The sequence below is a fragment of the Halomonas marinisediminis genome (assembly GCF_004347715.1).
Classification (GTDB): Bacteria; Pseudomonadota; Gammaproteobacteria; order Pseudomonadales; family Halomonadaceae; genus Halomonas; species Halomonas icarae.
This window is the reverse complement of the sequence record NZ_SLTR01000706.1, coordinates 1-233: the sequence shown is the minus strand read 5'-3', so window position 1 is coordinate 233 and position 233 is coordinate 1. Positions and strand designations below refer to the sequence as shown.

The following is a 233-nucleotide window of genomic DNA, read 5'->3' as shown; positions in this document are numbered from 1 at the left end:
CATCTCGGCGATGATCGGCGTGATCACCTGCAAGGCCGCATCCCGCGCCGCCCGCCCCGCCGGGCTGACCGCCACCAGCTTGCGCCGCGCATCGTCCCAGTCGGGCCGGATATGCACATGCCCCGCCGCCTCCAGCTTGCCCAGCGTGTTGGTCATCGCCCCCTTGGTGACGTGGAAACTCCGCGCCAGCTGTGCCGGGGTCCGCTCGGCCGAGGTGTTCGCCAGATGGTTCA

The 233-nt window shown here is 70.4% G+C and carries 1 protein-coding gene; it reads right to left on the bottom strand.

All coding sequences use genetic code 11. The features are described 5' to 3' along the window. Positions 1-233, bottom strand: a 233-nt coding sequence (locus tag E0702_RS18290; protein ID WP_132045904.1) for a MarR family winged helix-turn-helix transcriptional regulator, incomplete at both ends; no start/stop codon positions are given.